This window comes from Nonomuraea sp. NPDC004580 (genome assembly GCF_040609855.1).
Classification (GTDB): Bacteria; Actinomycetota; Actinomycetes; order Streptosporangiales; family Streptosporangiaceae; genus Nonomuraea; species Nonomuraea salmonea.
In genome coordinates this window covers 92,783-114,178 of record NZ_JBEXLH010000016.1, presented here as the reverse complement: position 1 = coordinate 114,178, position 21,396 = coordinate 92,783, and the positions used below count along the sequence as shown (strand labels likewise).

Annotated in this window: 25 protein-coding genes, 1 pseudogene and 1 riboswitch; of the genes and pseudogenes, 12 read left to right on the top strand and 14 right to left on the bottom strand. The window is 72.1% G+C overall.

Annotation, left to right across the window (positions count from 1 at the left end; genetic code table 11):
- Positions 1 to 60: 60 nt before the first annotated feature.
- From ABZW11_RS19250 to ABZW11_RS19235, 4 genes are all read right to left on the bottom strand, one after another.
- The gene (locus ABZW11_RS19250; RefSeq protein ID WP_355418774.1) at positions 61 to 576 is read right to left on the bottom strand and encodes a hypothetical protein; all 516 of its coding nucleotides are present in this window, start codon (positions 574 to 576) and stop codon (positions 61 to 63) included.
- 55 nt (positions 577 to 631) lie between these two features.
- On the bottom strand, positions 632 to 1,144 hold the full coding sequence (locus ABZW11_RS19245; protein ID WP_345388902.1) for a VOC family protein: 513 nt from the start codon (positions 1,142 to 1,144) through the stop codon (positions 632 to 634).
- 30 nt (positions 1,145 to 1,174) lie between these two features.
- Positions 1,175 to 2,128, bottom strand: coding sequence for a rod shape-determining protein (locus tag ABZW11_RS19240; protein ID WP_355418772.1), 954 nt, complete (start codon positions 2,126 to 2,128; stop codon positions 1,175 to 1,177).
- Positions 2,129 to 2,349: 221 nt separating this feature from the next.
- Complete coding sequence (locus ABZW11_RS19235) at positions 2,350 to 2,781, bottom strand: PadR family transcriptional regulator (protein WP_355418853.1); 432 nt, start codon at positions 2,779 to 2,781, stop codon at positions 2,350 to 2,352.
- Between the two features lie 5 nt (positions 2,782 to 2,786).
- Between ABZW11_RS19235 and ABZW11_RS19230 the strand changes: the two genes are divergently transcribed.
- From ABZW11_RS19230 to ABZW11_RS19215, 4 genes and pseudogenes are all read left to right on the top strand, one after another.
- Positions 2,787 to 3,029 (top strand): hypothetical protein, encoded by a 243-nt coding sequence (locus ABZW11_RS19230; protein ID WP_355418770.1) that lies wholly within the window; start codon positions 2,787 to 2,789, stop codon positions 3,027 to 3,029.
- Between the two features lie 48 nt (positions 3,030 to 3,077).
- Positions 3,078 to 3,278 (top strand): DUF5302 domain-containing protein, encoded by a 201-nt coding sequence (locus ABZW11_RS19225; protein ID WP_355418768.1) that lies wholly within the window; start codon positions 3,078 to 3,080, stop codon positions 3,276 to 3,278.
- Between the two features lie 167 nt (positions 3,279 to 3,445).
- Positions 3,446 to 3,586: riboswitch (cyclic di-AMP (ydaO/yuaA leader) on the top strand.
- A gap of 245 nt (positions 3,587 to 3,831) precedes the next feature.
- Positions 3,832 to 4,257, top strand: a pseudogene (locus tag ABZW11_RS19220) (hypothetical protein); the annotation flags it as partial.
- 164 nt (positions 4,258 to 4,421) lie between these two features.
- Positions 4,422 to 5,267, top strand: a complete 846-nt coding sequence (locus ABZW11_RS19215) for an alpha/beta hydrolase (RefSeq protein ID WP_355418766.1) — start codon at positions 4,422 to 4,424, stop codon at positions 5,265 to 5,267.
- 33 nt (positions 5,268 to 5,300) lie between these two features.
- On the opposite strand, the gene ABZW11_RS19210 is transcribed toward ABZW11_RS19215, so the two are convergent.
- Complete coding sequence (locus ABZW11_RS19210) at positions 5,301 to 5,657, bottom strand: helix-turn-helix domain-containing protein (RefSeq protein WP_355418764.1); 357 nt, start codon at positions 5,655 to 5,657, stop codon at positions 5,301 to 5,303.
- A gap of 54 nt (positions 5,658 to 5,711) precedes the next feature.
- On the opposite strand from ABZW11_RS19210, the gene ABZW11_RS19205 reads away from it, so the two are divergent.
- On the top strand, positions 5,712 to 6,317 hold the full coding sequence (locus tag ABZW11_RS19205) for an NAD(P)-dependent oxidoreductase (protein WP_355418762.1): 606 nt from the start codon (positions 5,712 to 5,714) through the stop codon (positions 6,315 to 6,317).
- Between the two features lie 6 nt (positions 6,318 to 6,323).
- Here the strand turns inward: ABZW11_RS19205 and ABZW11_RS19200 are convergent, their stop codons facing one another.
- Positions 6,324 to 7,532: a DUF4032 domain-containing protein gene (locus ABZW11_RS19200; RefSeq protein WP_355418760.1), complete on the bottom strand. Its 1,209-nt coding sequence runs from the start codon at positions 7,530 to 7,532 to the stop codon at positions 6,324 to 6,326.
- A gap of 22 nt (positions 7,533 to 7,554) precedes the next feature.
- On the opposite strand from ABZW11_RS19200, the gene ABZW11_RS19195 reads away from it, so the two are divergent.
- A complete protein-coding gene (locus ABZW11_RS19195; RefSeq protein WP_355418758.1) occupies positions 7,555 to 9,123 on the top strand; it encodes a DUF885 domain-containing protein in 1,569 nt (522 codons plus the stop codon).
- A 5-nt stretch (positions 9,124 to 9,128) separates the two neighbouring features.
- Here the strand turns inward: ABZW11_RS19195 and ABZW11_RS19190 are convergent, their stop codons facing one another.
- Together ABZW11_RS19190 and ABZW11_RS19185 are read right to left on the bottom strand one after the other, a co-directional pair.
- On the bottom strand, positions 9,129 to 9,761 hold the full coding sequence (locus ABZW11_RS19190) for a class II aldolase/adducin family protein (protein ID WP_355418756.1): 633 nt from the start codon (positions 9,759 to 9,761) through the stop codon (positions 9,129 to 9,131).
- 19 nt (positions 9,762 to 9,780) lie between these two features.
- Positions 9,781 to 10,401: a TetR/AcrR family transcriptional regulator gene (locus tag ABZW11_RS19185; RefSeq protein WP_355418754.1), complete on the bottom strand. Its 621-nt coding sequence runs from the start codon at positions 10,399 to 10,401 to the stop codon at positions 9,781 to 9,783.
- Between the two features lie 46 nt (positions 10,402 to 10,447).
- Here ABZW11_RS19185 and ABZW11_RS19180 point away from each other — a divergent pair, with 46 nt between their 5' ends.
- From ABZW11_RS19180 to ABZW11_RS19165, 4 genes are all read left to right on the top strand, one after another.
- A complete protein-coding gene (locus ABZW11_RS19180; RefSeq protein WP_355418752.1) occupies positions 10,448 to 11,362 on the top strand; it encodes a carbohydrate kinase family protein in 915 nt (304 codons plus the stop codon).
- A 32-nt stretch (positions 11,363 to 11,394) separates the two neighbouring features.
- On the top strand, positions 11,395 to 12,609 hold the full coding sequence (locus ABZW11_RS19175; protein WP_355418750.1) for an aminotransferase class III-fold pyridoxal phosphate-dependent enzyme: 1,215 nt from the start codon (positions 11,395 to 11,397) through the stop codon (positions 12,607 to 12,609).
- 53 nt (positions 12,610 to 12,662) lie between these two features.
- Positions 12,663 to 12,947 (top strand): 4a-hydroxytetrahydrobiopterin dehydratase, encoded by a 285-nt coding sequence (locus tag ABZW11_RS19170; protein WP_355418748.1) that lies wholly within the window; start codon positions 12,663 to 12,665, stop codon positions 12,945 to 12,947.
- Between the two features lie 85 nt (positions 12,948 to 13,032).
- Positions 13,033 to 13,596 (top strand): hypothetical protein, encoded by a 564-nt coding sequence (locus tag ABZW11_RS19165; protein WP_355418746.1) that lies wholly within the window; start codon positions 13,033 to 13,035, stop codon positions 13,594 to 13,596.
- Between the two features lie 137 nt (positions 13,597 to 13,733).
- On the opposite strand, the gene ABZW11_RS19160 is transcribed toward ABZW11_RS19165, so the two are convergent.
- A complete protein-coding gene (locus tag ABZW11_RS19160) occupies positions 13,734 to 15,113 on the bottom strand; it encodes a serine hydrolase (RefSeq protein ID WP_355418744.1) in 1,380 nt (459 codons plus the stop codon).
- Positions 15,114 to 15,273: 160 nt separating this feature from the next.
- Between ABZW11_RS19160 and ABZW11_RS19155 the strand changes: the two genes are divergently transcribed.
- A complete protein-coding gene (locus ABZW11_RS19155) occupies positions 15,274 to 17,025 on the top strand; it encodes an ATP-binding protein (RefSeq protein ID WP_355418742.1) in 1,752 nt (583 codons plus the stop codon).
- Positions 17,018 to 17,692: a response regulator transcription factor gene (locus ABZW11_RS19150; RefSeq protein ID WP_355418740.1), complete on the top strand. Its 675-nt coding sequence runs from the start codon at positions 17,018 to 17,020 to the stop codon at positions 17,690 to 17,692. The genes ABZW11_RS19155 and ABZW11_RS19150 overlap by 8 nt, the downstream gene beginning before the upstream one ends.
- Before the next feature lie 4 nt (positions 17,693 to 17,696).
- On the opposite strand, the gene ABZW11_RS19145 is transcribed toward ABZW11_RS19150, so the two are convergent.
- The 5 genes from ABZW11_RS19145 to ABZW11_RS19125 form a co-directional block, all read right to left on the bottom strand.
- Positions 17,697 to 18,854 (bottom strand): DUF418 domain-containing protein, encoded by a 1,158-nt coding sequence (locus ABZW11_RS19145; protein ID WP_355418738.1) that lies wholly within the window; start codon positions 18,852 to 18,854, stop codon positions 17,697 to 17,699.
- Positions 18,855 to 19,082: 228 nt separating this feature from the next.
- Positions 19,083 to 19,733, bottom strand: coding sequence for a GPP34 family phosphoprotein (locus tag ABZW11_RS19140; RefSeq protein WP_355418736.1), 651 nt, complete (start codon positions 19,731 to 19,733; stop codon positions 19,083 to 19,085).
- Positions 19,708 to 19,959 (bottom strand): hypothetical protein, encoded by a 252-nt coding sequence (locus ABZW11_RS19135; protein WP_355418734.1) that lies wholly within the window; start codon positions 19,957 to 19,959, stop codon positions 19,708 to 19,710. The genes ABZW11_RS19140 and ABZW11_RS19135 overlap by 26 nt, the downstream gene beginning before the upstream one ends.
- Before the next feature lie 3 nt (positions 19,960 to 19,962).
- Complete coding sequence (locus tag ABZW11_RS19130; protein ID WP_355418851.1) at positions 19,963 to 20,811, bottom strand: SPFH domain-containing protein; 849 nt, start codon at positions 20,809 to 20,811, stop codon at positions 19,963 to 19,965.
- Positions 20,812 to 21,065: 254 nt separating this feature from the next.
- Positions 21,066 to 21,371, bottom strand: a complete 306-nt coding sequence (locus ABZW11_RS19125; protein WP_355418732.1) for a hypothetical protein — start codon at positions 21,369 to 21,371, stop codon at positions 21,066 to 21,068.
- Between the last annotated feature and the right edge of the window lie 25 nt (positions 21,372 to 21,396).

The following is a 21,396-nucleotide window of genomic DNA, read 5'->3' as shown; positions in this document are numbered from 1 at the left end:
GTCGGCTCGAACGTCACCTGGGTGCGCGGGTTGCGGAAGACCGCGACGTCCTCGGCGTCGTCACGCAGGTCGACGTCGTCGGCGACGCGGTCGTAGCCCAGCGCGCCCAGGCGTCCGAGCAGCCCGTCGGAGGAGCCGGCCAGGTCGCCCTCGGCACGGACCGCGTGCCGCACCTGCCCAGGCACGCACGTCTCGTCGTCGAGCAGGCGCACCGCCGGCCCGCTGAGGCCGGCCCGCTGAGGCAGGCGGCCAGCCCCGCGCCCCCGCGAGCAGCAGGTAGAGCTCGGGGCTGAGCAGCCCGTACAGCACGTCGGCGGCCTGCTCGGGCGGCACGTCGGCACGGGCGCCCGGCTTGGCCATCAGGCTCCGCGCGGCGGCGGTGTGCACGACGTGGCGGGGGTCGGTGTCCTGCGTCCACTCCGCCGCGACCTCGGGGTCCATGGCGACGGCGGTGTCGAGCACCTTCATGATCGGCGCGACCCTGGCCGGCACGGCGGACGACCCGTGGACGAGCGCTCGCAGGTGCCCGGCGGCCGTCGGGGCGGCCGGCGCCTCCTTGAACCAGGGCCTGTCCATGGTCGCCACCGGCTCGTCGTCGCCCGCGATCGTGACTGGAAGTCAACGACGAGCGCTAAGGACGCCAGCGGCGCAGGTCCGTCTCCTTCTCGTACGCCTGCGGATCCGGATACGTGACCAGCTCCACCGTCGCGCCCCAGGGCGTCCGGCAGTAGACGAACCGGTTGTGCGGGCCCGCCTCGGGACCCGGCAGCGGCACCGGCTCCGACAGCGCCGTCCCGCCCGCCTCGGTGACCAGCCGCAGCGCCTCGTCCAGGTCGTCCACGTACACCGCGACGTGCTGCCACCCCAGGTCACACGGCACCACGGGCCCGCCCTGCCGGGGCCCGCTGAACTCGAACAGCTCGATGCCGGGCCCGTCCGGCAGGCGCAGCATGCGGACCGCCACCTCGGCCGTGCCCTGCGGCACGCCCAGACGCCGCTCGGTCGCCCAGCCGCCCTTGGGTCCCCGTTCGCGCGGAAGGGTGTCGAAGAGCACCTCGGCGCCGAACGCGCGGACGAAGAACGCGGTGGCCGCCTCCAGGTCGGGCACGGTGACCCCGACGTGATCGATGCCGCGGACGGTCATGGCCTACCTCCTGTCGGAACGGGGGGTCGCTCACCTACGGTTGCGGAACCTCCCGATCAGCCCCAGCTCGTCCACGCAGCGGCCCAGCCCGAGCGCCACGGCCTCCAGCGGGCGGTCCGCGCGGCGTACCGGCATGCACAGGGCTCCGCGCAGGCACCGGCCGAGGCCGCGCAGCAGCGCGCCGCCGCCCACCACGACCGCGCCGCGCACGCCGAGGTCGGCGGCCAGCTCGGCCGGGCAGCGCTCGACGGTCTCCACCGCCGTGCGCGCGATCGACTCGAACGACGGCTCGGTGGCCTCGAAGATCTTCTGTACGGGCAGCACGAGGTCGTGCTCGCGCCCGGTCTCCGGGTCCCTGGCCCGCACGGTGACCTCGGAGTTCGTGCCCGAGGACCGGCGCTTGGCCGACTCCGCCTCGTCGTCGTCGAGCAGCAGGCCGTGCTCCCGCTCGACGAACCTGGCGATCGCCCGGTTGACCGCCAGCCCCCCGTACGGAACCGAGCCCGACGCCACCACCGACTCGCCCGACAGCACGGCGATGCGAGCGCTGTCGCGGCCGATGTCGATCACCATGTGCCCCGTGCAGTCCGACAGCTCCAGGCCCGCGCCGAGCGCCGCCGCCACCGCGTGCGGCACCAGCCGGGCGATCCTGGCCTCCGCCTCGTACGCGATGTCGCGCAGCGCCGCCCGGTCGATCGGCGTCGAGTCGCCGGGCAGCGCCATGACGACGCGCGGCCGGGAGTAGGGGTGCCAGTGCACCTTGCGCAGGAAGTGCCGGATCATGCGCCGGGCCAGCTCGGTGTCGGCGGGCAGCCCGCCGCGTACCGGCCAGCACGTACGGCCGCCGCCCCCGAGGGCGGCGGCTTCCGCGCCGTAGCCGATGACCTTCCCGGTGCGGCCGTCGCACATCACCGCCGAGGGCTCATCGAGCACGATGCCCCTGCGCTTGGCGTAGATGCGCGTGCTTGCGGCTCCGAGGTCCATCGCCAAATCACGACCGAAAACGCTCATCGCCGGACATATTTCCTGAGTCGCTCCAACGCAACACCAGGAAGAGAACTGGGCATTTTTACTGAACCGGCGTTAGCGCCGCGATACTGGACGCGTGCTCGACTACGACCGGGCAACCGCCCGCCAGGGCACGTCCGGTACCCCCGGCCCGGTCTTCCGCCTCCTGGCCTTCACCGCCGCCTGGCCTCGTCCGCTCAGGGTCTCCTGAGCTCGGCGAGGGTGTCGTCGGCCCACTGGAGGCCGGTGCGGGCCATGGCGAGGCCGAGCGTGTGGGCGTGGTGGCCGAACTCGCCGGGCCGCAACGACTCCAGCTTCTCCAGCCGCGCCACGTAGCGTGCCCTGATGCGCTCGACCACGGCGACGGCCTGGTCGCGGTCCACCAGGTGCAGCAGGAACGCCTGGAGCGCGACCTCGCTGCGTACGGTCATCGCGGCGTCGTGCTCCTCCATCCACCCGCGCAGCTCCCGGCGGCCGTCGGGCGTGATGCGGTAGATCTTGCGGCCCCTCGCGCCCTCCGACTCGACCTCCACGAGCCCGTCGGCGGTCATCTTCACCAGCTCGGGATAGATCTCCGTGTGCCCGGCCTGCCAGACGTGGTTGAGCGAGTGGTCGAACGTCTTGGCCAGGCGGCATGGTGGCGGTCCTCATCGTCTACACGGCGGAGTTCGCCGCGAGCGTACCCGGGGCGGGCGCGGCCGCCGCGCACGCCTCCGCCGCCGCGCTGGTCGTGCCGTCGCTCGGGGTGGCGGGCGCGGCGATCGCCCTGGTCGCGCTGGTGGCGCTGCCCGACAGGCGGCTCGCGGACCCGGCAGAGCCGGCGGACCGGCCGCCACGGCGGCCTGAAGACACGGTGGAGGCCGGTTTCGCGTCATGAGCGGGGGCGTGCGAAGCTTTGTGTGTCCCCAACACCATGGAGGTCCTCATGGCGGATACACCGGAGCCGGAAGTCAGCGAAACTCCCGAGGACGAGATGAAGCGCAAGTTCCGCGAAGCGCTGGAGCGCAAGCGCAGCCAGCAGGCGGGCGCGGGCGCGGGTGGCAGGGGCGTCGACCCATCGAAGATCCACGGGGCGCACGGCCCGGCTGCCAATAAGAGATCGTTCAGGCGCAAGAGCGGCGGCTGAGGACTGATTCCTCAGGGGGCACGGCATGCCGTGCCCCCTTTTTGTATGCATTCCCGCTGAAGGTAGATCTTTGTCCGATTTGTGGTGAAACGTTTGCGGGTGTCCGATCCCATCGTTAGAGTGTTCGCCATTACCAGCCGGTGACCTAGTCCTTACCCAAGACGGACGACCGGCTGGCGCCGAATCCCGAACCATTCGGGAACCGGGGAACCACCCTCATCCGGGGTGAATCCGGCCCGCGCGGCCGGTAGGGCAACTCCACCGCCCGAACCCGTCAGCTAACCCGGTAGGCGTGATGGAGAGGATTGCGTATCACATGTTTCAGCGCGTCGTACCCCCAGACCGCTCTTTGACGGCCGCCCGCTGAGCGGCCCCCTTCCCCAGGCTCGTCATTTGCGCTCCGCGTAGCGCCGCGGGGTCCCCGCCCCGCCGCGCCCTCATCCCCTCGCGCCCGAGCGCAACTCCCCTGTCCCCTCGTGAAGGGTTTTGCTGCTTCATGTCTGCCCGTTTCAGCCTGCGTTCCCTCGCCACGCTGACCGCCTGCTGCGTCGGCATGCTGACCTGCGCCAGTACCGCCGCGCACGCCGACACCCCCGACAAAAACAAGAAGATCCTGCTCAAGGGCTCGACCACGGCCTCGTACTTCTGGGACGACGGCTCCGGCCGGGCCGGTGACACCGGGCTGCCGGCCAGCGGCAAGCCCATGCAGAAGGGTCTGGCCGCCAGCCCGAGCTGGCCGCTGCTGACCGAGGGTTACGTGGTCTACAAGGGCAAGAAGGCGCCCTTCTTCGTCGGTGACCGCGGGCCGGGCGAGCCCTCCAGTCGCGGCATCATGCTCGACCTCGACGCCAAGACGTTCGCCGAGCTGACCGGCGGCAGGTTCAACTCCAGCACGCTCGGTGTGGACGGCGTCGGCGGCCAGGGCCACATCGAGGTCGAGTACGTCATCACCAAGTGGGGCGACGGCGTGGGCAAGAAGAACCACCCGGTCCCGTTCTCGACCGGCGCCTGGTCCAGGCGCGACAGGAACCCGGCGCCCCCGCCCGCCGAGCAGGAGCAGGGCTCCCAGGCCGGTGGCATCGCCGTACCGGCCGCCCGCTGACGGCTTTACGCCACACGTACCAGAATGACATTCTGGTCTGCGTGACGACCCGTGTAGCCGCAAACGGCATCGAGATCGCCTATGACAGCTTCGGCGCACCCACAGGGCGGCCGCTCCTCCTGATCATGGGGCTCGGCGCGCAGCTCATCCAATGGGACGAAGGGCTCTGCCGGCTCCTCGCGGAGCAGGGACACCACGTCGTACGGTTCGACAACCGCGACGCGGGACTGTCCACGCACCTCCACGACGCGGGCGTCCCCCAGCCGGGGGCGCCCGCGCCGTATTCGCTGACGGACATGGCCGCCGACACCGCCGCGTTCATGGACGCCATCGGCTGGCCGTCCGCGCACGTCGTGGGCGCCTCGATGGGCGGCATGATCGCCCAGACGCTGGCCATCGAGCACCCCGAGCGGGTGCTGACGCTCACCTCCATCATGTCCACGCCGGGACCCGACGTGGTCCCGCCCACCCCCGAGGCGATGACCGCGCTCATGACGCCGCCGCCCACCGACCGCGCCGGCGTGCTCGACCAGTCGGTGGTGACCTGGTCGGTGATCGGCTCACCGGGCTACGAGCTGGACGAGGAAGCCATCAGGGAACGGGCCGGCCTGGCCTACGACCGGTGCTTCGATCCGGCGGGCACGGCCCGGCAGTTCGCGGCCATCAGGGCGTCGGGCGACCGTACGCGGGCGCTGGCGGGCGTCCGCGCCCCCACGCTGGTGATCCACGGCGAGGCCGACCCGCTGATCCCGGTGGCCGGCGGCCGGGCGACGGCGGAGGCGGTGCCGGGGGCGCGCCTGGTGACGTATCCGGGGATGGGGCACGACCTGCCGAAGGCCCTGTGGCCCGACATCGTCGCCGAGATCACCAAGCAGACCGCGTCCTGATCCCTCCAGCTCTGATCGGCCCGCTGAGGCCGATCAGAGCTGGGCGTGCCTCTCGCGGCAGCGCATGATCTCGTGGACGTTGTCCTCCGCCCACTCGGCCACCACCGAGATCGGCCCGTGCAGCGAGCGCCCGAGGTCGGTCAGCGTGTACTCGACCCGCGGCGGCACCTCCGCGAACACCTCGCGCGTCAGCAGCCCGTCCTGCTCCATCGCCCGCAACGTCTGGGTCAGCACCTTGGGCGTGACCCCGCCGATCCGCGTCCTGAGCTGGGTGAACCGCATCGGCCCGCCGATGAGGCAGAGCAGCACGAGGGCCGACCACTTGTCGCCGATCCGGTCGAGGACCACCCGGGTCGGGCAGCCGGGATCGAAGACGTCGCCAGTATCCATGGGGTACTTATAGCACGATGAAGTAACCAGTACCCGATGGATACTCTTGGCCGTATGAAGATCCTTGTCTTTGGCGCGACCGGCATGGTCGGGCAGCGCATCGCCGCCGAGCTCCGCGACCGCGGCCACGAGGTGACCGGCGTCAGCCGCAGCGGCGGCCCCGTCAAGGGGGACGTCCGCGACACCGCCGCCCTGGCGCCCGGCCACGACGCCGTCGTCTCCGCCATCGCCCCGCCGCGCGACGGCACCGAGCCCGAGCCGCCGTTCATCGAGGCCAACAAGGCGCTCATCGACGGCCTGCGCGTGGCCGGGGTGCGCCGGCTGATCGTGGTCGGCGGTGCCGGCAGCCTCCAGGTGGCCCCCGGCCAGGACCTCGTGGACACGCCGGAGTTCCCCGAGATCTACAAGAAGGAGGCGCTGGCCGGGCGGACCCTGCTGCGCCTCTACCGCGAGGTCGACGACCTCGACTGGACGTTCGTCTCCCCGGCGGCGGAGATCGCGCCGGGGGAGCGCACCGGCGTGTTCAGGGTGGGCGGCGACACCCTGCTCAGCGACGAGCAGGGCCGCAGCTTCATCAGCGCAGAGGACTACGCGGTCGCGATCGCCGACGAGCTGGAGAAGAACGCCGGCGTGCGCAAGCGCATCTGCGTCGCCTACTGACCGGGCCTACTGATCGGCGTCCTCTGGTAGCAGCGCCCGCTCGTCGGGCTTGTGCACGAGGATGTTGTCCACGTACGACTCCACCGCCTTGGCCAGCCCGACGTCGGCACCCGACTGCTCCGACAGGTACCACCGGTGGTCCAGGATCTCGTGGAAGAGCTGCGCGGGCTCCAGCTTGCCGCGCAGCTCGGCCGGGATCGCCTCGACCGTCGGCTGGAACACCTCGGCCAGCCACCGGTGCGCCACGATGGCCTCGTCCTCGTGGCGCAGGCCCTTGGCGACCCGGAAGCCGTCGAGGTCGTTGAGCAGCCGCCTGGCCTGGTTCTCCTCGACGTCGAGGCCGGTCAGCCTGAGCAGCCGCCGCTGGTGGTGCCCGGCGTCCACGACCTTGGGCCGCACGATGAGCCGTCCTGTGCCGACCTTGCGCCGCACCATCATCTCGGCGACGTCGAAGCCCAGCAGGTTGAGCCGCCTGATGCGCTGCTCCACGCGGTGCCAGTCGACCTCCTCGATGATCTCGCTCTCGTTGATCTCGTTCCAGAGGCGGTGGTAGCGGGCCACGATGTCCTCGGCGGTCTCCATGGGGTCGATCGACGGGTGCAGCAGCCCGCCGGCCTCCAGGTCGAGCATCTCGCCGAATATGTTGGTGTGCGCCGTGTCGATGTCGCCGAGCCGCTGGCCCTCGCTGATCATCGGGTGCATCTCGCCGGTCTCGGCGTCCACCAGGTACGCCGCGAACGCGCCCGCGTCCCGCCTGAACAGCGTGTTCGACAGCGAGCAGTCACCCCAGTAGAAGCCGTTGAGATGCAGCCGCACCAGCAGCACGGCCAGCGCGTCGAGCAGGCGGGTGAGCGTGTCGGGGCGCAGGGTGCCCGACATGACCGCGCGGTAGGGCAGCGAGAACTGCAGGTGGCGGGTGATGAGCGCGGCGTCGAGGCCGTCCTCGCGGCCGGTGACGTACGCGACGGGTTCGACGGCGGGCGCGTCCAGCCTGGCCAGGTCCCACAGCAGCTGGTACTCCCGCTTGGCGTACCGTTCGCTGATCTCCTTGATCGCGTACACCTTGCCGGAGAGCCGGGCGAAGCGGACCACGTGCCGCGAGATGCCGCGCGGCAGATCGACCAGATGGTGCTGCGGCCAGTCCTGCAGCGGGACTTCCCAGGGGAGGCGGATCAGGTCAGGGTCACCTAGCGCGCCAGTGATCTGGAGGGGCATTTGCTCAGGATATGGTGCACCGGTGGACGAGTTTCTCAAGTGGTACTTTTCCGACCATCCGATCGTCGCCGCCACGCTGGGAGCCGACGGCTACGATCACACGCTCGGCGACTGGACCGCTGACGCCTGGCACAACCGCGAGCGCGAGCAGGTCCGCTGGCTCGAACGCCTCTCGGCCCAAGAAACCCCCACCCTGGACGACGCGATCGACAGGGACCTCGTCCTGTCGCAGCTCAGAGGCGCCATCGCGGAGGCCGCCTGGCCCGAGTGGCGCCGCGACCCGAGCGTCTACCTCGGCACGATCTTCACCTCCATGTACGCCCCCTTCCAGCACCGGCTCAAGCCCGAGCCCGAGCTGGTGAGCGCCGCGCTGTCCCGGCTGGCCGAGGTGCCCGGCGTGCTCGCCGCCTGCCGCGCCAACCTCGACCCGGACCTGGCCGCCCCGCTGCTGGTCAAGCGGGGGCTGGGGCAGGCGCGTACCGGCCGGAACTTCCTCACCCGCACGATCCCGTCCATGGTCGAGGACCCCGGGCTGCGCGCCCGCCTGGCCGAGGCCGCCGAGCCGGCCGCGCGCGCCTTCGACGAGCTGGTCACCTTCCTCGAGACCTTCGAGTGCGGCGGCACCTGGCGCATGGGGGAGCGGCTCTACTCCACGCTGCTGCGCGAGCGCGAGATGCTCGGCTACGGCGCCGCCGAGCTGCACGAGAAGGGCAGGGCCGCCTGGGCCGAGCTGGACGCTCGCATGCAGGAGGTCGCGGTCCAGGTCAACGGGAGCCGCGACTGGCGGGCCGCCATGGAGTTCCTCATGGACGACCACCCGGCCACGCTCGACGAGATGCGCGCCGAGTACGAGGCCGAGACCAGGCGCGCGCAGGCGTTCGTCCGCGAGCACGACCTGGTCACCTTCGCCGACGGCGAGGAGTGCCTGGTGCTGCCGTCCGCCGAGTACAACCGCCCGGTGCTGTCCGTGGCCCACTACATGGCGCCGCCGCCGCTCAGCGCCTCGCGCCAGGGCGTCTTCTTCGTGCCGTTCACGCCGGACGGCTTCACCCCCGATCAGGTACGCCAGCGGCTGCGGACCAACGCGCACGCCCAGATGCCGTCGATCGCGGTGCACGAGGCGTACCCGGGGCACCACTGGCACCTGTCGTACATCGCGGAGAACCCGCGTACGGTCAGGAAGGTCTTCAGGACGCCTTACTTCACCGAGGGCTGGGCCCTCTACGTCGAGAAGCTGCTGCAGGAGCACGGCTACTTCGACACCCCGGCCACCCTGCTCGCGCACCTCGACTTCCGGATGTTCCGTGCCGCCCGCATCATCGTGGACACCGCGCTGCACTGCGAGGACATGTCGATCGAGGAGGCGGAGACGTTCATGTCGACCAAGTCGTCGCTGTCGCCCGGCACCGCGCAGGGCGAGGTCAACCGCTACTGCGCCTGGCCGACGCAGGCCCCCTCCTACCTGACGGGCGCCATCGAGATCGACCGCATCCGGGAGTCGTTCCGCGGCACCCTGAAGGAGTTCCACGACCGCATCGCGGGCTCCGGCGGGCTCCCGCTCGGCCTCGCCGAGCAGGTCGCGCTGGCGTGACGCCGTCAGGCCCGGGGGAACTCGGGCGGGTTGAGCGCGCGTTCGACCACGGCGGTGAGCTGCTCGTCCGTCAGGACGGCGGGCGTGCCGACGCCGGACGCGCGCACGTACACCTCGCACAGCCACTCCAGCACCCGCGTGGCCTCGAACGCCTCCTCCAGCGTCGCTCCGATGGTCACCCCGCCGTGGTTGGCCATCAGGGCGGCCCGCCTGCCCTCCAGGGCGGCGCGCACGTTCGCGGCCAGCTCGGGCGTGCCGTACGTGGCGTACGGCGCCACCCTGACCACCCCGCCGAGCAGCAGCGTGTTGTAGTGCACCGGCGGCAGCTCGGTCATCGTCGTGGCCACCACCGTGCCGAAGACCGAGTGCGTGTGCACCACGGCCCGCGCGTCGGTGGTCTCGTAGACGGCCAGGTGCATGGGGGTTTCGCTGGACGGCTGCAGGTCGCCCTCGACGAGCCGGCCCGCCGGGTCCACGATCGGGCACATCTCGGGGGTCAGCCGGTCGAGCGCGACGCCCGACGGGGTCACCGCGATCCGGTCGCCCTCGCGCACGCTGAGGTTCCCGGACGTCCCGATGACCAGGCCCAGCTCGACGGCGCGGCGGCCGTACTCGCACAATTGCTCGCGAAAGGTCATATGCCGGGAATGTAGTCCATCACAGCCGCTCGACAGCGCCCAGCATGATCCGCTCAGCCCGCTCCCGGCTCAACCGCCCGGGATAGAGCAGCAGATGCAAACTCAACCCATCGACCAGCGCCAGCAACTCCTCGGCGAGGTCGTCGAGGTCGTCGGGTTCGCCGCGCGGCTCGCCCGCCTTCCTGGCGCCGTGGCGCAGCTCGCCCGCCTCCTGGGCGCGGCCGAGCAGGTCGCGGACGGCGGCTCGTAGGTCGCTCGCCTCTGCGCGCTGGACCTCGGCCAGCTCTTCGGTGGCGAGGCTGCGGCTCCAGAAGCTGACCTCCAGGCGGGTCTCCTGGGCGCGGTCGGCGTCCAGGGGCAGGTTGTCGAGCAGGAGCTCGCGCAGCGCGGCCAGCGGTCCGTCCGCACCCTCGACCTTGGCGGTCAGGCGGGCGCGGATGCGCTCGTGCGACTGCCGAAGGGCGGAGAGCAGGATCTCGTCCTTGTCAGCGAAGTAGTGGGCGAGGACCCCGTTGGAGTAACCCGCCTCCTTGGCGATGGCGCGGGTGGTGGCGGCGTCGATGCCGTCCCTGACGATCACCCGGCGCGCCGCTGCCATGACCTCGCGCCTGCGCTCGTCGTGATCGACGATCTTCGGCATCGGCCCCTCCGTTGACTTTTTATTCGGACGTCTGTCTATTTAGACTATGACCGTCGTCACCGTCGGCGTCCACATCGTCGACATCCTCGCCAGGCCCGTCGATCACATCCCCGAGGGCCAGGACACCGTGCTGGTCGACCAGATCCGCCTGACCGCGGCGGGCGCCGCCGCGGGCACCGCGGTCGATCTGGTCAAGCTGGGCAACGACGTGGTCACCATGGGAGCGGTCGGCGACGACGATCTCGCCGACTTCCTGCTCATGGTGCTGGCCAAGCGCGGGGTCGACACCTCCGCGCTGGTCCGCAGGGCAGGGGAGCGCACGGCGGCCTCGATCCTGCCCATCAGGCCGGACGGCGGCCGCCCCAGCTTCCACGTGCCGGGCGCCAACCTCACCGTCGCCTACGCCGACCTCGACGTGGCCGTGCTGCGCCGCGCCAGGGCGGTGCACCTGGGCGGCATGGACGTCACGTTCGGCCTCGGCGACCCCGCCTTCTTCGCCCTGCTCGACGAGCTGCGCGCGGCCGGCACCATCGTCACGATGGACCTGCTGTCGGAGATGCCCGACCTGCTGGGCATGGCCAGGGCGTTCCTGTCGCACGTGGACTACGTCCTGCCCAACGAGTCGCAGGCCCTGCTCATGACCGGCGAACCCGACGTCGCCTCCGCCGCGCGGGCCCTACTGGCCGACGGCCCCCGTGGCGCGCTCGTCACGCAGGGGGAGGCGGGCAGCCTCGTCGTCACGGCGGACGGTGAGGAGCGGGTGCCGGCGCTCAAGACGGAGGTGGCCGACACGACCGGGTGCGGTGACGCGTACTGCGCCGGGTTCCTGACCGGGCTCCTCCACGACCGCGACGTCCTGACCGCCGCCCGCTGGGGCACCGCCGCGGCCGCCCGCGTCGCCACCGGCCTCGGCTCCGACGCCGGGCTGACCGATCTCGACTCCACCCTCGCCCTTCTGTGAAAGGGCGTCTCCCTCCTCAAGGACTCACACCCATGACCGACGCAGAGCTTCGTCAGCGCGCACTCAAGGTCGTCCCGGGCGGCATGTACGGCCACCTCAACGCCGCCCTGTTCGCCCCCGGCTTCCCGCAGTTCTTCGAGCGCGGCCAGGGCTGCCGCCAGTGGGACGCGAACGGCCGCGAGTACATCGACTTCATGTGCAGCTGGGGCCCGGTCGTGCTGGGCCACCACCACCCGCGCGTCGAGGAGGCCGCCGCCCGGCAGGCCGCGCTCGGCGACTGCCTCAACGGGCCTGGCGCGATCATGGTGGAGCTGGCCGAGCTGCTGGTGGACACCATCCCCAGCGCCGACTGGGCGATGTTCTCCAAGAACGGCACCGACGCCACCACCCAGGCCCTCATGGTCGCGCGGGCCGCGACCGGCAGGACGAAGGTGCTGATGGCGCACGGGGCGTACCACGGGGCCGACCCCTGGTGCACGCCGTCGCCCGCCGGCACCACTCCCAACGAGCGGGCCGACCTCGTCGAGTTCGCCTACAACTCGCTGGAGTCGCTGGAGGCCGCGGCCGCCACCGTCGAGGGCGACGTGGCGGCGATCATCGTCACGCCCTTCAAACACGACTCGTTCGAGGACCAGGAGCTGGTGGAGCCCGCCTTCGCGCGCGGCGCGCGGGCCCTGGCCGACCGCATCGGCGCGGCGCTGGTCATCGACGACGTGCGCGCCGGGTTCCGCATCGACCTGCGCGGGTCGTGGGAGCCGTACGGCGTGCGCCCCGACCTGACCGCCTGGTCGAAGGCGATGGCCAACGGCTACCCGATCGCCGCCGTCACCGGCACCGACGCGCTGCGCGGCGCGGCCCAGCAGCTCTACTCGACCGGCTCGTTCTGGTTCTCGGCGGTGGCGATGGCGGCGGCCAAGGCCACGATCGAGACTCTGCGCGACACCGACGGCATCGCCGCCATGGAGCGGGCCGGCACCCGGCTCAGGGAGGGCCTGTACGCGCAGGCCAAGTCCCACGGGTTCACGATCAACCAGACCGGCCCCGTGACGATCCCGTGGCTCAGCTTCGACGGCGACGCCGACCTGTCGGTGGCCATGCACTGGACCGACGCCTGCCTGCGGCACGGCGTCTACCTGCACCCCTGGCACAACTGGTTCCTGTCGGCCGCCCACACCGAGGAGGACGTGGCGGCCGCGCTGGAGGGCACCGACCAGGCGTTCGCGGAGACCAGGGCGCACTTCGGCTGACACCACGACGGCGCCTCCGGACGCTCACGGGGGCGCCGCCGTACGGTGGTGTCATGGACATCGAGAGCAAGCTCGCCGCAGTGCCGGCCTGGCAGCGCGTGGGTGAGGAGATCAGGCGTACGGTCACCGCGCCCGACTTCCCGACCGCGATCCGCATCGTGGACGAGATCGCGGTACGTGCCGAGGAGCTCGACCACCACCCCGACATCGACATCCGCTGGCGCACGCTGCACCTGGCGCTCACCACCCACTCGGCGGGCCGCCTGACGGACAAGGACGTCACCCTGGCGGCACAGATCGACGAGATCGTGGCAAAACATGGCGCCGCAGCGGAATGACGGTACGTAGCGGTCCGGTCACTCGTTAGAGTGGGTGCCTCTCGGAGCCCGCGTGCCGGAAGGGCTCGGATTCATGGGGGGTCTCATGCGTGTGTCCGCGTTCCTGCTCAGCCTGGCGGCGACCGCTGCTGTGGCGGCTTCCATCACGTCGTGCGCGGGGCCGTCCGCGCCGGTCCAGAACGCCAAGACCGCGCCCGACGAGACGATCAACCTCAGCGCGGCGGGCGAGTTCTCCAAGGACGACACCGCGGCCATCGTCTACGACCGCAAGCTCGCGCCCCAGGGGTCGCAGGCCAGCGTCACCGTCGAGTCGTCCGGCGGGCAGACCCGCACCTCGCTCGTGGTCGAGGGGCTGCTGCCGCGCCGCTCGTACGGCGCCCACCTGCACGCCAAGCCGTGCGGCACCGACCCGGAGGCCGCCGGCCCCCACTACCAGCACCGCCCCGGCCAGATCGACCCGGTGAGCGAGGTGTGGCTCGACTTCACCACCGACGAGGAGGGCCAGGGCCGCTCGGCCGCCCGCAACGACTGGGCACTGGAACGTGCCAAGCTGCCCGGCTCCCTGGTCATCCACTCCAAGGCCACCAAGACGTCCGGCCCCCAGGTCGGCACCGCCGGCGACCGCGTCGCCTGCCTGACACTGAAGTAGGGCCGCCCGGAGCCAGGCGCCCGCTCGGAGGCAGGCGCCCGCCCGGAGCCAGGCGCCCGCCCGGAGCCGGGCGCCTGGCCGCTGGAGCCCCGCAGCGACGCTCGTCCGATGCGGGGCGCCCGGCCGTTTCGGGTGCGTCAGGAGCCGTTGGCGAGGGTGAAGGCGCCGCGCGCCACGGCGACCTGGTCGAGCGTCGACGCCTCGCTGATCGGCGCCTTCCCGTCGGCCCCCATCGCGACCACCACGTACGTCTTCCCGCCGGCCGTCCGCGCGAGGAAGCTCAGGTCCGACAGGCCGGGCTCCGACCCGCCCTTGAACCACACGGTCGGCCACGCCTTCTTGTCCAGCCCGAGCCCGGCGTCGTTGATCGACATGGCCTGCCCGATGTGCTCGTCACCGAGCTTCACCAGCTCCGCGTAGGCGCGGCAGATGTCCTTGGGGGAGGCGAACCACTCCACGGTGTCCAGCTCGCGCGGCGCCGTGTACAGCTCGAACGCCGACAGGTCCTGCCCGGCCACCACCTTCTCCAGGTAGGAGCGCTGCTTCGCGTCGCTCATCGCCAGATACTTCCTGGCGTGGCGCGGATACTTCACGCCCTTGAGCACGAACAGGTCCCTGGTGGTCAGCAGCGGCTCGTTGCGCCGGTCGCGCACGCCCCAGGAGCGCAGCGTCCGCTCGACCGCCTCGCGGCCCACCTTGTGAATCAGCAGGTCGGTGGCCGTGTTGTCGCTGATCGAGATCATCAGTTTGGCCGCCTCGAGCACGGTGACCTTGCTGCCGTCGGGCCGCCCGTGCAGCTCGCCGCCCGGCAGGCTCTTCAGCTCCGGCGTGATCGTCAGCTCGGTGTCCCAGCCGAACCGGCCGCTCTTGATCTGCTGGGCTACCGTGCCCAGCACGTACAGCTTGATCATGGACCCGAGCGGCCGGCGCTTGCCCGCGGCGATGGCGTGCACGGGGCGGCATCTGCCGCCGGCGGTCAGCTCGGCCGCCAGGAAGCCGGTGCGCGGCGCGATCGCGCGCAGCCGCCGGTCCGCCTCGCTCCAGCTGCGCACCTCAGGCGCGCCGAACCGCAGCCCGTCGATCAGCCCGCCGCCGTCGACGGTGAGCGCCAGGTCGATCGGGGTGCGGCCGACCAGCACGCGGGCCGCGAGCTGCCGATCCTGCGCGGACGTCAGCCGCTCCAGCTTCATGCCCTTGAAGGTCGCCAGCGCCTGGTTGAGCTGGGCCGGCGGGATGTTCGCGAGGAAACCGGCGGCGAAGTGCGCGCGCAGCTCGGCCTCGGGGAGCGGCGCGCGGGACACCGCCCCCAGCACCCAGCCGAGCTGCCTGCCCGCCGGCGTGTCCGGGATCGCCGGCGCCGCGACGGCGCCCGCCGCGGACGTGGTGGCGGCCTGGGCGGGTACGGCGGCGCTCCCGTGAGCCGCCGTCACACCCGCCGTCAGTGTCGTCGTCACCGTCATGGCCGCCGCGAGCGTGGCGGCGGCGAGGAACCGGGCGGGCTTCGATCGGGTGGTCATGCACCCTCCTTCGGGGTCGGCTACGTGACCACCATTCGATCGCCGTCGCCCGGCCGGGGACCACCGTGTGAACCACCGTCATGGCAGGTGCGGATGGCCGTACGAAATATGCGGATAACCTCATAGACGCCCACCTGCCCGCTCGCCACGATGGGAGCCTATGAGTTCGAGGCCGCTGGCCGGGCTGACGGCGCTGACCGCGGCCGCGACCGCCACCACGGGCGCGCTCCTGGAGAGCGGGCTGCCCGCCCCGGCGTCGCAGTGGGTCTACGCCGTGATCGCGCTGCCGCTGCCCGCGCTGGGCTGGCTGCTGACCGTGCGGCGGCCCGAGCTGCGCTACGGCCCGCTGCTGCTGACCGCCGCGCTGCTGTTCGGGCTGGCCGGGCTCGGCGTCGGGCTGGCCGCGCGCGGCGCACCCGACCTGCTCGTCATCCCGCTCACCGCCCTCTACGCCCCCTTCTACGCGCTCACCTGGGTCTTCGTGCCGCTGCTCTTCCCCGACGGCCGGCTGCCGTCGCGGCGCTGGCGTCCGGTGGCGTGGATCTCCGCCGCCGCGCTCGTCGTGCACACCGCCGGCACCGTGCTGATGACCTGGAACCCCTACGGCCCGCCGGCCGGCCCCATGACGCCGCGCGATCTCGCCGTCGGGCTCGTGCAGGCGTCCGGGCAGCTCGTCGTGATCATCATGGCGGTGGTGGTGTTCTGCGGGCTCGTGGTGCGCTGGCGGCGCAGCGCGCCCGGGGAGCGCGGCCAGTACGCGTGGATCGTCGGCGGCACCGCCGCCACCCTGGCCGGCGTGGTCGCGCTCTTCTTCGGCCTGGGCGGCTCGTTCGGCGCCCGCGAGCAGGCCTGGCCCGTCATCATGGTCGGGATGCTGGCGACCGTCGGGGCGCTGCCCGCCGCGATCACCGTGGCGATCTTCCGGCACCGGCTGCTCGACGTCCGCGTCGGCATCAGGGGCTCGCGCCTGCACCTCGTGTTCGACCTGCGGCCGACCGCGGACGAGGTGCTGTCCGACCTCGGCACCGCGCTCGCCGGCACCTCCGAGCCCGTGGAGCAGCTCGGCAGGCTCGCCGCCGCCATCCGCGCCGGACTCGACCTCAGGTGGGCGGCCGTCACGCTGGCCGACGGCACCCGCGTGGTCGCCGGCGAGGAGGACGGGCCGCCCGCCCTTGAGCTGTCCGTGCCCGGCGACCTCGGCCGCATCGCCTGCGGGCCCAGGGACGGCGGGCCGCTCACGCGTACCGACCGGCGCCTGCTCGAAGCGCTCGCCGTGCCCGCCGGGCTCGCCATCCAGAGCGCCGGGCTCGTCACCCGCCTGGTCAACGCGCAGGAGGCCGAGCGGCGCCGCATCGAGCGCAACATCCACGACGGCGTGCAGCAGCAGCTCGTCGCCCTCATCGCCGGACTCGAACTCGCCAGGGCCACGGGCGCGGGCCCCGACATGCTGACCCACCTGCGCGAGCAGGCCCGCCAGACGCTCGACGACCTGCGCGAGCTGGCCGCCGGCATCCACCCGTCATCCCTCAGCCAGGGCGGGCTGGTCGAGGCCGTGGAGGAGCGCTGCTCGCGGCTGCCCGTCCGTACGACGGTGAGCGCGCCGCCGCCGCTGCGCGCCCGCCGCTTCGCCGACGAGATCGAGGGCGCCATGTACTTCACGGTCAGCGAGGCCGTGGCCAACGCACTCAAACACGCCGCACCCGGCCACATCGACGTACGCCTGACGCAGGACGGCGGACGCCTGCGGGCCACCGTGGCCGACGACGGCACGGGCTTCGACCCGCGTACGGCGGCCCGCAGAGGGCTCGCCACCCTCGCCGACCGCCTCGACGCGCTCGGCGGCGGACTGACCGTGGACAGCGAACCGGGGAAGGGGACGCGGATGGACGCATGGGTGCCCGTCGATGGCTGAGCAGATCCGCACGGTGGTGGCCGACGACCACTACCTCGTCCGCGAGGGCACCAGACGGCTGCTCGAACTGTCGGGCGAGGTGAGCGTCGTCGGCGCGGTCGGTGACGCCGACGAGCTGCTCGACGCCGTACGCCGCCTGCGTCCCCACGTCGTCGTCACCGACATCAGGATGCCCGGCGGGCGGTGGCGGCAGGGCTTCGAGGGCATCGACGCCGCCCACCGCATCCGCGCCGCGCACCCCGAGGTGGGCGTGGTGGTGCTGTCGCAGTTCTCGGACGCCCTGTTCGCTTTCGAGCTGTTCAAGCACGGCACCGAGGGGTACGCGTACCTGCTCAAGGACCGCGTCGGCGACCTGGACGAGCTGCTCGGCGCGATCCAGGCGGTGGCCGCGGGCGGCTCCGTCATCGACCCCAAGGTGGTGGAGGGCCTGCTGGCCAGGCGCGACGTGCGCGGCCAGCAGGAGGAGCTGACCGCGCGCGAGCGGGACGTGCTGCGCGAGATGGCCCACGGCCGGACGAACGCGGCCATCGCCCGCGCCCTGCACCTGTCGATCTCGTCGGTGGAGAAGAACGTCAACGCCATCTTCACCAAGCTCGGCCTGGAGAACAGCGGCGACGTGCACCGGCGGGTGGCCGCGGTGCTGGCCTACCTCGGCCCGGAGCCCTGACGGCTCAGCGGTAGGCCAGGCGGCGCAGCAGCAGCTCGGCCGGGCCCCGGTGACCCGCCCGCCGCATCACGTCGGCCAGCAGCAGCGACAGCGCCCAGGTGGCCGCTCCGACCAGCGTGGCGCCCGTCCTGCCCAGATCGTCCTGGAGGCCCAGCGCGTACGGGGCGAAGAGCAGGACGAACGCGACCGACTGGAACAGGTACATGCTCATCGACCGCCGGCCGAGCGACTCGACCATGGTGGTGAACCGGCCGCGCCGCTTCGCCGCCCTGATCGCGATGAGGGCGACGATGGCCGCCATGCCGATGCCGCCGGCGTGCCCGGTGAGCGGCTGCGCCAGCACCGCCGCCCACAACGCCGCACCGGACGGATCGGTCCACACGCCGGCGTGCATGAGCGCGGCGGGCAGCGAGCCGGCGATCGACACGATGGTGGTGAGCACGGCCGCGCGCACCAGGAACGGGCGGTGCCGCTCCGGCTCGTCGAGGAAGCGGCGGCGGGCCGCCCACATGCCGAGCACCACGCCGGGGATCACGAGGAGCAGCTCGATGAGCAGCGCGAGCGGCCACACGGAGAGCCGCTCGGCGATCCCGGCCGCGTAGGAGGCGCCCTGCTCCACGGCCACGCCGTTCACGTCGTACGTGCGCCGGCCCTGCGACATCGGCAGCCACATGGCGGCCCCGGTCAGCAGCGTGGCGGGCACCAGCGTGAGCCCGGCCGTCCACAGCAGCGCCCTGTCCGTGCGGCGCAGCAGAGGGACCAGGATCAGGGCGGCCACGCCGTAACCGGCCAGGATGTCGATCGGGACCAGCAGCGCCGTGTGCGCCAGCCCGAACACCACCAGCCACCAGCCGCGGCGGCGCAGCAGCTTGCGCGCCCCCACCCAGCCGGCGCCGCGCGCGAGCCGCCTGTCGAGCAGCTGGACCAGGGAGTAGCCGAACAAGAACGCGAACAGCGGCCGCGCGTGGTTGTTGACGAACAGGAAGTGGAAGACGTCGGTGATGACGCCGGCCAGGGGCGGGCTCTTGCTGGTGCCGTCGAGGAACAGCGGCGCGTGCGCGAACGCGATCGCCAGCAACATCGCGCCCCTGGCGAGATCGGGCGCCAGCGCTCGGGAAACGGTGCCCGCCGGCACGGCCGGCGCCCGCGTGGACATGGTCATGAGGCTCCCCCTCGGGGATGTCGTCGTGCTCACTGGAGGTACGCGGATGAGGCGATCGCCGCTGTCGTCGTGCGGGGTCCGGGAGCTGCGCGAAGAGGCCGCCCCGGTCGGGCGCGGCTCGGCCTTGCGCGGTGAGGCCGTCCGGCTTGGGACGGCTCGGCCTTCTGCGAGGTGTTCGGGGAGGCCGCCCCGCTCGGGGCGGCCGCGCCTTATAGGAGGTGGGGTGGGTCAGCCTGCGCTGGCTGAACTCTTGATGGCGTCGATGATCTTGCGGAGGGCGGTGGCGATCGGTTCGACGGGCTGGGCGAGTTGTTCGACGCGGTCGCGGCCGTCGTGCGGACCGCCGTCCCCGACGACCGATCTGATGCGGGCCGCCGCCGCCAGCGCGGCGAGCACCCGGAGGTCGGGCTCGACGCGGCTCACCGGCCGGCCGCCGCGCACGGCCCTGCTCACCCGTTCGGCGAGCCGGCGCGAGACGTACGGACGGCGCGGCACGACCCGCTCCACCGGGAAGAGCAGCACCCGCCGCCGCTCCACCCGGATCAGCCGGTCGGCGGCCAGCTCGTCGCGGACCAGCGTGACCGCCTTCGCGTAATCCTTGCGGATCCAGCGCCGCCAGGAGCGCGGCGGCGAGGTGGAGATCTCCTCCCAGACGACCGCGGGGAGCGAGGCGGGGGCGAGGCCGGCGGGCGGCCGCACGGCCTTGGCCTTGCCCCCGTCATCGGCCAGGCTGCCCTGGAGCAGCAGCTCGGCGAGCGCCGCGGCGCGCAGCAGGTGGCCCAGCTCCGTCTGCTGCACCAGGCGGTCCTTGCGCAGGTCGAAGGCCAGCAGGAAGGCCGAGCGGGTCAGCGGCTCATGATGCCTCACCGGCGTCTGCATCGGGTGGTTCCTCCTCGTCGCGACTCTCACCGTCGGGGGTCTTGCGCGGGCGGCCCCGCGTGCGCATCCGCCCCACCCCGTCGGGCAGGCGTCCCGCCTCGGCCAGCGCCCTGCGCAGCAGGAACTCGATCTGGGAGTTCGTACTGCGCAGCTCGTCGGCGGCCCACTTGGCGAGCGCGTCGTGCACCACCGGGTCGAGCCGGAGCAGGATCTTCTTGCGTTCCACGGGTTACTGGTAGAGCGTGCCGGCGTTGACGACCGGCTGGGTGTCGCGGTCGCCGACCAGCACCACGAGCAGGTTGCTCACCATGGCCGCCTTGCGCTCCTCGTCCAGCTCGACCACCTCGCGCTCGGCCAGCTTGTCCAGGGCCATCTCGACCATGCCGACCGCGCCGTCGACGATCCGCTGCCTGGCCGCCACGATCGCGCCCGCCTGCTGGCGGCGGAGCATGGCGTGGGCGATCTCCGGCGCGTAGGCCAGGTGGATGATGCGCGACTCGATGACCTTGACGCCGGCCGACGACACCCGTGCCGCGATCTCCGCCGACAGCTGCTCGTTGATCTCGTCGGCGTTGTCGCGCAGCGAAAGCCGCGGCTCGCCGTGCGCGTCGTACGGGTAGCTGCCCGCGATGTGCCGGACCGCCGTCTCGGCCTGGATGGCCACGAACTCCAAGAAGTCGTCCACCTCGAACACCGCCTGCGCGGTGTCCTCCACCTGCCAGACCACCACGGTCGCGATCTGGATCGGGTTGCCGTCGGCGTCGTTGACCTTCGTCACGTCCGTCTCGTGGTTGCGGATCCTCGTGGACACCCGCCGGCGCGCGGTGATCGGGTTGACCCACTGGAAGCCGGGGGTGCGCAGCGTGCCGACGTACCGGCCGAGGAGCTGCACCACCCTGGCCTCGCCCGGCGCGACCGCCGTCAGCCCGAAGAACATCACGAACCCGATCAGCAGCACCAGCGCGCCGGCGATCATCGTCCACAGCCCGCCCTGCCCGGCCCCCGAGGCGAGCAGCGCGATCCCCACCACCAGCAGCGCCACGCCGGCCAGGAACACCAGCGTCGAGACCGCCAGCATCACGAACCCGTTGGCCGCCCTGACCGGGCGCTCGTGCGTGCGCGGGGTCGGCATCTCCACGACGGTCCCCTCAATCGCGACCCCACCCGATGTCTCCGCCATCGTTGCGTCCCCTTCTCCGTGACTTCATCTTGCTAGCAAAGTGATATCACTTTTTACGAGAAGGGGGAACCCCTCTTGGGGTGACCCTTCCGCGCTCGGCCGCGGCGGCGGGTGGTTGGGCCGGGAGGGCGGGGTGCGGGTGGGGCTGATGGTCAGGGGCCGCCGCCCATGGCGCGCGTGATGAGGTCCGCTTCCAGCACGCTCACGGTGTCGGTGTAGATGAGCCGGCGGTAGCCGAGTGCGGCGTAGTTCGCCCAGACGGCGGCCAGGTTGGCCTCGGTCATCGCGGTCCTGTGCGGGTCGGCGTCCGGCGCGGGATGAGCTTCGCAGAGGTTGTCGCCCTCGATGAGGCAGTGGGCCACGTCGGCGGCGCGCAGCAGCCGCGACACCTCGTAGCCGGTGGTGGACTTGCCGGAGCCGGCCCGGCCGCCGATGAGCAGGACGTCCTGAGAATTCATGGCGGCCAGTCTCGGCCCGGCCATC

What these genes read in the sequence shown, in the direction of transcription:
- ABZW11_RS19200 (WP_355418760.1), bottom strand. Translation starts at nt 7,532, where the DNA reads ATGCCCCTCCAGATCACTGGCGCGCTAGGTGACCCTGACCTGATCCGC.
- ABZW11_RS19155 (WP_355418742.1), top strand. Translation starts at nt 15,274, where the DNA reads ATGAGTTCGAGGCCGCTGGCCGGGCTGACGGCGCTGACCGCGGCCGCG.
- ABZW11_RS19130 (WP_355418851.1), bottom strand. Translation starts at nt 20,811, where the DNA reads ATGCTGGCGGTCTCGACGCTGGTGTTCCTGGCCGGCGTGGCGCTGCTG.
- ABZW11_RS19125 (WP_355418732.1), bottom strand. Translation starts at nt 21,371, where the DNA reads ATGAATTCTCAGGACGTCCTGCTCATCGGCGGCCGGGCCGGCTCCGGC.
- ABZW11_RS19160 (WP_355418744.1), bottom strand. Translation starts at nt 15,113, where the DNA reads ATGACCACCCGATCGAAGCCCGCCCGGTTCCTCGCCGCCGCCACGCTC.
- ABZW11_RS19175 (WP_355418750.1), top strand. Translation starts at nt 11,395, where the DNA reads ATGACCGACGCAGAGCTTCGTCAGCGCGCACTCAAGGTCGTCCCGGGC.
- ABZW11_RS19170 (WP_355418748.1), top strand. Translation starts at nt 12,663, where the DNA reads ATGGACATCGAGAGCAAGCTCGCCGCAGTGCCGGCCTGGCAGCGCGTG.
- ABZW11_RS19165 (WP_355418746.1), top strand. Translation starts at nt 13,033, where the DNA reads ATGCGTGTGTCCGCGTTCCTGCTCAGCCTGGCGGCGACCGCTGCTGTG.
- ABZW11_RS19210 (WP_355418764.1), bottom strand. Translation starts at nt 5,657, where the DNA reads ATGGATACTGGCGACGTCTTCGATCCCGGCTGCCCGACCCGGGTGGTC.
- ABZW11_RS19225 (WP_355418768.1), top strand. Translation starts at nt 3,078, where the DNA reads ATGGCGGATACACCGGAGCCGGAAGTCAGCGAAACTCCCGAGGACGAG.
- ABZW11_RS19240 (WP_355418772.1), bottom strand. Translation starts at nt 2,128, where the DNA reads ATGGACCTCGGAGCCGCAAGCACGCGCATCTACGCCAAGCGCAGGGGC.
- ABZW11_RS19180 (WP_355418752.1), top strand. Translation starts at nt 10,448, where the DNA reads ATGACCGTCGTCACCGTCGGCGTCCACATCGTCGACATCCTCGCCAGG.
- ABZW11_RS19250 (WP_355418774.1), bottom strand. Translation starts at nt 576, where the DNA reads ATGGACAGGCCCTGGTTCAAGGAGGCGCCGGCCGCCCCGACGGCCGCC.
- ABZW11_RS19185 (WP_355418754.1), bottom strand. Translation starts at nt 10,401, where the DNA reads ATGCCGAAGATCGTCGATCACGACGAGCGCAGGCGCGAGGTCATGGCA.
- ABZW11_RS19230 (WP_355418770.1), top strand. Translation starts at nt 2,787, where the DNA reads ATGGTGGCGGTCCTCATCGTCTACACGGCGGAGTTCGCCGCGAGCGTA.
- ABZW11_RS19140 (WP_355418736.1), bottom strand. Translation starts at nt 19,733, where the DNA reads ATGCAGACGCCGGTGAGGCATCATGAGCCGCTGACCCGCTCGGCCTTC.
- ABZW11_RS19145 (WP_355418738.1), bottom strand. Translation starts at nt 18,854, where the DNA reads ATGACCATGTCCACGCGGGCGCCGGCCGTGCCGGCGGGCACCGTTTCC.
- ABZW11_RS19205 (WP_355418762.1), top strand. Translation starts at nt 5,712, where the DNA reads ATGAAGATCCTTGTCTTTGGCGCGACCGGCATGGTCGGGCAGCGCATC.
- ABZW11_RS19150 (WP_355418740.1), top strand. Translation starts at nt 17,018, where the DNA reads ATGGCTGAGCAGATCCGCACGGTGGTGGCCGACGACCACTACCTCGTC.
- ABZW11_RS19245 (WP_345388902.1), bottom strand. Translation starts at nt 1,144, where the DNA reads ATGACCGTCCGCGGCATCGATCACGTCGGGGTCACCGTGCCCGACCTG.
- ABZW11_RS19190 (WP_355418756.1), bottom strand. Translation starts at nt 9,761, where the DNA reads ATGACCTTTCGCGAGCAATTGTGCGAGTACGGCCGCCGCGCCGTCGAG.